Origin of the sequence: Halomonas sp. GXIMD04776 (assembly GCF_049808615.1) — a bacterium.
GTDB lineage: Bacteria > Pseudomonadota > Gammaproteobacteria > Pseudomonadales > Halomonadaceae > Modicisalibacter.
The window spans coordinates 1-7,377 of sequence record NZ_JBNCAN010000044.1 but is presented as its reverse complement, the minus strand read 5'-3'; the positions used below and the strand labels follow the sequence as shown (position 1 = coordinate 7,377).

At 56.5% G+C, this 7,377-nt stretch carries 8 protein-coding genes; 5 read left to right on the top strand and 3 right to left on the bottom strand.

Annotated elements, in window-relative coordinates:
• Positions 1 to 37 precede the first annotated feature (37 nt).
• Positions 38 to 577 carry an elongation factor P hydroxylase gene (locus ACPF7Z_RS19145; protein WP_425194837.1) on the bottom strand — a complete coding sequence of 180 codons (540 nt, stop codon included), beginning with the start codon at positions 575 to 577 and terminating at the stop codon, positions 38 to 40.
• 89 nt (positions 578 to 666) lie between these two features.
• On the opposite strand from ACPF7Z_RS19145, the gene ACPF7Z_RS19140 reads away from it, so the two are divergent.
• The 3 genes from ACPF7Z_RS19140 to ACPF7Z_RS19130 all read left to right on the top strand — a co-directional run bounded on the left by ACPF7Z_RS19140 (position 667) and on the right by ACPF7Z_RS19130 (position 3,955).
• Positions 667 to 2,115: an MATE family efflux transporter gene (locus ACPF7Z_RS19140; RefSeq protein ID WP_425194836.1), complete on the top strand. Its 1,449-nt coding sequence runs from the start codon at positions 667 to 669 to the stop codon at positions 2,113 to 2,115.
• Positions 2,087 to 3,184, top strand: coding sequence for a DUF3080 domain-containing protein (locus ACPF7Z_RS19135; protein ID WP_425194835.1), 1,098 nt, complete (start codon positions 2,087 to 2,089; stop codon positions 3,182 to 3,184). The genes ACPF7Z_RS19140 and ACPF7Z_RS19135 overlap by 29 nt, the downstream gene beginning before the upstream one ends.
• Before the next feature lie 75 nt (positions 3,185 to 3,259).
• The gene (locus ACPF7Z_RS19130) at positions 3,260 to 3,955 is read left to right on the top strand and encodes a hypothetical protein (protein WP_425194834.1); all 696 of its coding nucleotides are present in this window, start codon (positions 3,260 to 3,262) and stop codon (positions 3,953 to 3,955) included.
• Between the two features lie 7 nt (positions 3,956 to 3,962).
• Here the strand turns inward: ACPF7Z_RS19130 and tusA are convergent, their stop codons facing one another.
• Entirely contained in the window at positions 3,963 to 4,202 is a 240-nt protein-coding gene (tusA, locus tag ACPF7Z_RS19125; RefSeq protein WP_425194833.1) for a sulfurtransferase TusA, read from the bottom strand.
• A 40-nt stretch (positions 4,203 to 4,242) separates the two neighbouring features.
• Between tusA and ACPF7Z_RS19120 the strand changes: the two genes are divergently transcribed.
• Positions 4,243 to 4,527, top strand: coding sequence for an antibiotic biosynthesis monooxygenase family protein (locus tag ACPF7Z_RS19120; protein WP_425194832.1), 285 nt, complete (start codon positions 4,243 to 4,245; stop codon positions 4,525 to 4,527).
• Positions 4,528 to 4,544: 17 nt separating this feature from the next.
• On the opposite strand, the gene rlmM is transcribed toward ACPF7Z_RS19120, so the two are convergent.
• Entirely contained in the window at positions 4,545 to 5,612 is a 1,068-nt protein-coding gene (gene rlmM / locus ACPF7Z_RS19115; RefSeq protein WP_425194831.1) for a 23S rRNA (cytidine(2498)-2'-O)-methyltransferase RlmM, read from the bottom strand.
• A 201-nt stretch (positions 5,613 to 5,813) separates the two neighbouring features.
• Between rlmM and gdhA the strand changes: the two genes are divergently transcribed.
• On the top strand, positions 5,814 to 7,166 hold the full coding sequence (gdhA, locus tag ACPF7Z_RS19110) for an NADP-specific glutamate dehydrogenase (protein WP_425194830.1): 1,353 nt from the start codon (positions 5,814 to 5,816) through the stop codon (positions 7,164 to 7,166).
• The last annotated feature ends 211 nt before the right edge of the window (positions 7,167 to 7,377 follow it).

The following is a 7,377-nucleotide window of genomic DNA, read 5'->3' as shown; positions in this document are numbered from 1 at the left end:
GTTCTGAAACCAAAGAACTGATCAAAAAACCATCAAATTAGAGGCTTGGGCGCGGCAACGGCCCGCGCCCTCGGAATCTGGGCGCTGCTGACCAGCCCGGTGCAATATCCGGGCTAGGCGGTAACCCTTCGGCACGGTAACGTTGCGCGCGTGCCTCCACGCGAGCACGAAAGGCCTCGCGATCACCTCCTTCGCCTATCAAGTTGTCGATACTGACCTCAAAGCGTCGTCCACAGGCATGCGTGAAAAGCAGCTCGAGGGCCTGCGGTGCCACTTCGACTTGCTCGAACATCGTTTGCTGGTCGCGATCACGCCCATCCGGCAGGTACCAATAGCCATAGTCCTCGAGCTCACGGCGCTTGGCGCCGGCGATGCACCAATGAGCCACCTCGTGCAAGGCACTGGCAAAAAAGTCGTGGGTAAAGATGATGCGATGATAGACACTCTCAGGCCCCGCAGGCAGATAGAGCGGCTCATCACCTCCCTGGATCAGCCGCGTTCCATAAGTGTTGCTGAAAAGCCCATTGAACAGGGCAACGACATCGTTTGCGCTGTGCAAATCAAAGAATTGGTGCATGCAATCATTATACGAACCAGATTTCCGGACGGGAATACATGGCAATTGCTAACATAGCGTCATTTTGACAGACGACGGGAGTCAACGGCATGGCGCGTTCCCTTGCGATGCTGGCGCGGCACAGCCGCCAAGAAAGCATGGCGTTGCTGAAGCTGGCCATGCCCATCTGCGGTGCCCAATTAGCCCAGTCCGGCATGGGGGTGACCGATGTGATCATGTCGGGACGCGTCAGCGCTACCGATCTGGCCGCGGTGTCGGTGGGCTCCAGTCTATGGCTGCCGCTGATGCTGTTCATAACCGGTACCTTGATCGGCCTGACCCCTATCGTCGCTCAATTACTCGGCGGAAAACGCAGCGAACGAATTTGTCCCTATGTGCATCAGGCGCTTTGGCTCAGCATCGCGCTCGGTATAGTAGCGGGTCTGCTACTATGGTTTTCCATTGAACCGGTCTTTCGCCTCATGGCGGTACCGACACGAGTGATGGATTTGTCCACTGCCTACCTCGCGGCAGTCGCCTTCGGCATGCCCGGCGTTGCCCTGTATCAAGCACTGCGCGCCTACTCCGATGGCATGAACCATACCCGCCCCACCTTATGGATCAGCTTGATCGGGCTGGGTATCAACGTCCCCAGCAACTACCTGCTGATCTATGGCGGTGACGGCCTGGTGGCGTTGTTTGGCGAGATCGTCCCTGCTGGACTAAGAGCGCTGCCCGCCCTGGGTGCGGTTGGCTGCGGCATTGCCACGGCGCTATCCATGTGGGCCATGTGCCTGGCCATGCTGCTCTATACGAAACGTAGCCGAGCCTATGGCCCCGTGGTGCTATGGCAAACGCTGACTCGGCCGCAATGGTCAATGATGATGGAACTGCTGCATATCGGCTTGCCGATTGGCGTGGCCATCTTCGTCGAGGTGACCCTGTTTACCCTGATCGCACTGCTCGTGGCGAGTCTTGGTGAAATCACCGTGGCGGCCCACCAGGTAGCACTCAACTTCACCTCGATCTTGTTCATGCTGCCCTTGTCCCTGGCCATGGCACTCACCGTTAGAGTTGGCAACACACTGGGCGCTGGGCGCCCTGAATTGACTCGTTTCGTCGCTTGGAACGGCCTGTTCGTATGCCTACTGATTGCCTTGCTCAACAATGTCATTCTGTGGCTGACTGCAGGCCCCGTGGTGGCGCTTTACACCTCCAACCAACAGGTGCAGGCACTGGCGCTGTCGTTGATATCGCTGGCCATGATCTATCAGGTATCGGATTCTTTGCAGGTCAACATGGCGGGGGCGTTGAGGGGCTACAAGGACACCCGGATCATCATGGCGATTACCCTCCTCTCCTACTGGCTGATAGGGCTAGGCAGCGGTCATCTACTGGGGAGCATCGGTATCTCGGGGGTGACAGATGCCCTGGGAGTGTATGGTTACTGGATAGGATTGATCGCTGGCCTGACAGTATCGGCACTGTTGCTGGGCTGGCGTCTGAAGCGAATCAGCAGGAGTGTTGCCGATGGTACGCGGCAAGTTCCCCAGAGTTGAACAACGCCTTCTCGGCGCGTTGATATTGATGATCATGGCGACCGGCTGCGAACGTCGCTCCGGCGCCGATGCGCTATTTGTCGATTATCAGCAGCGCATCAGCAATGTCCTGGAGGTTGATGCGCCCACACCTCGACCGCCAGACAATATCGCGGCCTTCCCCTCGCGGGACGAGCGCCTGTTCGATATTCCCGAGACACGCCAGGGCATGCTGGACGTTTACGCCCTGCGTGAATGCGGCATCACGTCGCTTGTCGCCCGGCGTAACAATCAACTGGGCAAGGTCGCGCCTCCCAGCCAACGCTGGCTGTACGAACTCGAACTGTGGCGGCTCTTGCGTGGCTGCTGGAACACCGATGCCGTGACACGGCTTGATGAAGACGATCGTCAGCGGCTGCTCGGGTTGACCAGGACCAAGACGGCGCAATTGCCGTTGGCTAGCTGGAATGCCCTGTTCGGTTCCAGCGAATGGGTCGCCAGCTTCTCACGGGCCAGCACCGCTCTGGCACCCGAAGCGGCGATACCCTTGACGGAGTCGCTCGCCGCTGTCGACTACCTGCGCCATGCGACGCTCAATCAGTTCAATCCCGCCTGGTCAGCGCAATCGAGCGTACTGGAATCACATTTATATACCCTGCAGAGCGAACCGCTTACTGCTGAGGTGCTGCGTGCCTTGATGCTGGCCAGTCAGCGCCTGTCGGAGATGACGAACACCCTCGAGGCGCGAGTGGCTGATCGACCAATCTGTTACAAGGGTCATAGCAATCCCAATGCGGATCGCCTGTACGATCTCTTCATCGCCACGTTCATCACCGAGGTACAGCCTTACCTGGCGACATTGTCTCGTGCGTCCAGACGGTGGCTCGGCGCCGTCAATAACCTACTGGAGGCTCATTCAGTATCGATGCCGGCGGTCGATCGTTATCGACAAGCCTGGCTATCGCTTACCGATCCCAAGTCACCCTGGCAACAATTTAATGAGACGCTTCAACGGCATGTGACGCTTTGGCAAGATATATGGCGCAGTTGTGACCTGATGCCCAAGGCCAAGAATGAATCCGGGGCTTAACTTTGCGTATCGAGCTGTGCTAATAGTTAGTAAAGCGAGGCCAAAGCCGAATCAACGCCGCTCAGGAGGGTTGTCATGGGAATCCCACAGTCCCCCCGCACCGCTCAGGTCATCGATCTGGACGTCATACGCAACCGGCTAAAGGCCAAGCGTCGCCTGGTACGCCTAGCCCCAGAACTGGATGGGTTGGAAATGCTCTATTGCCTGGCGTCTGACCCAAAAACGGTGTATGGCATGCCACTTCTGGCCTGGGGATTGCGAGAGGGTGGAGACGTCGTCGGCCTGGTGCCGTGGATGGAAGCGCTGACGACATGTCATGATCTGGACGACCATGAACAAGGTTGTTTCGTCGGCTATCGCGATCCTGAAACCGATGAAGTCTTCTACAGCGCGCCTGAGCACAAGATATATGAACTCGAGCACGCCGCTGCCTATTTCGACTACGAAGAAACCAGCGAAGCCACTCTGCTACAACAACTTCCCGATACGCTTGGCACCCATGCCTTGTGCCTGAACGATGATGACGGCCCCTGGCAACTCAAGCAGGTGTTCGGTTGGCGTCTTTACAGTAGCGGTAATGTGGAAGCACTTTTGGTGGATGAGACCCGCGTTGACTCGCTCCCCGTGCTGGCGGGTGATGATTGTCTCTATCCTGGGCATAGCCGCCACTCGACGGTTTATTTCTTTCAACGCGCCATCGCCAACCGCATTCGCCAGGAGGATCCCGCTACGCTCGAAGCGCTGGCATGCATGGTGGCCACCGACGAATGATATGGCGCTAATGGAGTCGGATGAAATAGAGATAGTGGTCGTCACTTTCATGGTGAATCAGCAATTCGTGCCCGAGAAAACTGCAGAATTTGGGTATATCCCGGGTAGTGGCAGGATCGGTGGCGATCACTTTGAGTACGCTCCCCTTCTGCATGTCACGAACCTGGTTATGCATCATCATGATAGGCTCAGGGCAATACAGACCTGATGTATCCAGTTCGGCATCGAAATGGGGTAGGTTGTCCATCGTTCAACTCCATGAATGAATAGATAGATGGATGAATGGCATGATAAAGATCATCATCGAGCGCCATATCATGCATGGGCTCGAAGAAGAATACGAGCAGGCTGCAAGGGAGGTCGTACGCGCGGCCATGGGCGCACCTGGCTTTATCGCCGGGGAAAGCCTGCAGGAGTATCAACGCCACGAGCATCGTTTGCTGATCACGCTATGGCGGGATTTACGCGCCTGGAAAGAGTGGCAGCGCAGCAGTGCCCGGGAACATGTCATGCAACGCCTTCTCCCTCTGCTTACCGAAGAGGAGCGCGTGACGGCCTACGAACACCCCTGAAGCACGGCCAGGCATGATCAATCCCGTAATCGCACATGCACGGTGACCTCCTCGCGGTCGTGATACAACTGTTTACATTGCGTCTCGCTGGCAACTCCGGCCTGGGTCAGGCTTTTCTCGAGCCGGGCCAGGCAGCTTCGGACCTCTTCCCAGCGCTGCTTCATCGGTAATTTGAGATTGAAGATCGCCTCTTTGCACCAGCGCCGTACCAGCCAACGCTCGACCATGGTAATGACACGCATGGGCTTGTCGACGATGTCACACACCAGCCATTCGAGCTTTTGAGGTGGTTCCCAGACAAAACCGTCCTCGCGCAGATGCTCGACCTGACCGGTGGTCATCAATGTCTTGTCCATAGGACCGTTGTCGATGGCAAAGACGAATAGCCCCTGCCTCACCAACTGATAAGTCCAGCCTCCCGGCGCAGCGCCCAGATCGGCCGCCTGCATACCTTGGCAAATCCGCGTTGACCACTCATCTCGTGGCACGAAGACATGCCACGCCTCTTCAAGTTTGAGCGTGGAACGGCTTGGCGCCTCGTACGGGAAACGCAGGCGCTTGACGCCCCCGGGGTATTCACTTCGATTTCCCGGGAAGCTCATGCCGAGCTGAACTTGGTCACCTTGAGTCCAGAACAGATGCAGACGGCGCCCCCCGGCCTTGCGCCGTAACGCACCGCGCCTGCGCAGTACCGATTCCAGCGGTCTCTGCAACGCTTTCAGTAATCCAGCAAGCGCTTTGGCCTCATTGGTATCCGGTGTTTCCTGCCACAGCGTCTCGAAACTCCAACCACTGGCAACGACTTGTTCGACGATGGGCGAAAGACGATCCTCCCTGCTCAACGCCTCAAGAGGCGCAAGCGCAACCAACGACTGCCGGGCAAAAACCAGCGAATGAAGCGGTAATGCTTGGTGAAGCTCATTGCCCGGTATGTCGCCCATCAGCACAAAACGTACATACCCATCGTTCTTGTTGACAATGCAGTGGCCGGCATATCCAAGGGAAGCCGCTTTCTCAAAAATTTCGCCGGCCAGATCGCTTTCGAAGCCCGGGCGACAATATAACAATAATTGATTAGGGATCACGGCAGCTCGCTTTGGCCAGACCTGTTTATATTCGGACACAGGATACAGTGAGCGATTCAAGGTATCGCACTTGTCTTTCGCAAACACCGTAATATCGGCAAGGATATTTTTGAGTATGGGGTATGCGCTTGGTGCATACCCTCTAATGCATTATATTGGTGCATCTAAATCCTTATTCACCCTCACCTCAGGATAGGCTCGATGAACTATATCCACGACACCTTGTCTGGACTTCGCCAGAGCAGCCCCGCTCAAAAGGAATTCTACCAAGCCGCCGAAGAAGTACTCGATTGCTTGCGTCCTTTTCTCGAGCAGAATCCCTACTACCACGATCATGCCATCATCGAGCGTATCGTCGAGCCCGAACGCCAGATCATGTTTCGAGTCTGCTGGACCGATGACGCGGGTAAGGTACACGTCAACAAGGGCTATCGCATTCAGTTCAATTCCGCACTGGGTCCCTATAAAGGTGGACTGCGTTTTCATCCTAGTGTGAACGCGAGCATCATCAAATTTCTGGGCTTCGAGCAAATATTTAAAAACGCACTGACCGGTCTACCCATAGGGGGAGGCAAAGGAGGTTCGAACTTCGACCCTAAAGGCAAAACGGATACCGAGATCATGCGTTTTTGCCAGGCCTTCATGAGCGAACTCTACCGTCATATAGGTCCTAACACCGATGTTCCCGCGGGAGATATTGGCGTCGGCGGACGCGAAATCGGTTACATGTTCGGTCAGTACAAACGGCTTACCGGTCAGTATGAAGGTGTATTGACCGGCAAGGGGCTCGATTGGGGCGGTTCGCTGGGCCGCAAGGAAGCCACGGGATATGGCACCGTCTACTTTGCTCAGGACATGCTCATGGCACGGGGTGAAGAGATCAAGGGCAAGACATGTCTCGTTTCCGGTGCAGGCAATGTTGCCATCTACACGATCGAGAAGCTCCATGAGCTAGGCGCCTTGCCGATAAGCTGTTCCGACTCCAGCGGCACCATTCATCACCCCGAGGGGATCGATCTCGATACACTCAAGCTGCTCAAGGAAGTAAAACGCAACAGCCTACGGGAATACGTCGAACATCACCCGCAAGCGACATTTATCGATATCGACGATTACCCCCAGGATGGCCATGCGGTTTGGCGGCTCAAGGGTGAACTGGCCTTTCCCTGCGCAACACAAAATGAAGTCACCGAAGCAGACGCGACAGCATTACTGAACAACGGCATTTACTGCGTGAGTGAAGGCTCCAATATGGCATCGACCGCTGGAGCCGTCAGCCGGTTGCTGGAAGCCCAGATTGCCTATGGCCCAGGAAAGGCTGCCAACGCTGGGGGTGTGGCCACCAGTCAGCTCGAGATGGCGCAGAACAGCAGCATGCAGCAATGGTCGCTTGCCAAGGTCGATAAAAAACTGCGTACCGTGATGGCGGATATTCATCGCCGCTGTGCCGATACTGCAGAAGAGTTCGAACAGCCCAATAACCTGGTACTCGGCGCCAATATTGCTGGCTTTAGAAAAGTGGCCGATGCCATGATCGCCCAAGGGCACTGTTGAGCCTTCCACTCACTCAGAGTAAGCCTACAGTTAAGCAGGGTAGGCTTGCCACTGTTTCACCCAGCAAGTAAGGCACGCACCCCCCCCCAGCTTCGGCGAGGCTGGGGGGGTCGGATAAAGGCCTGACGAGGAGCGGGGCGGCCGTCCGCTGGCCGGCACTCCGGGACTCTACTCGTCTCTTCCCGAGACTCGCCCTTCGGGCCCGCTAAAG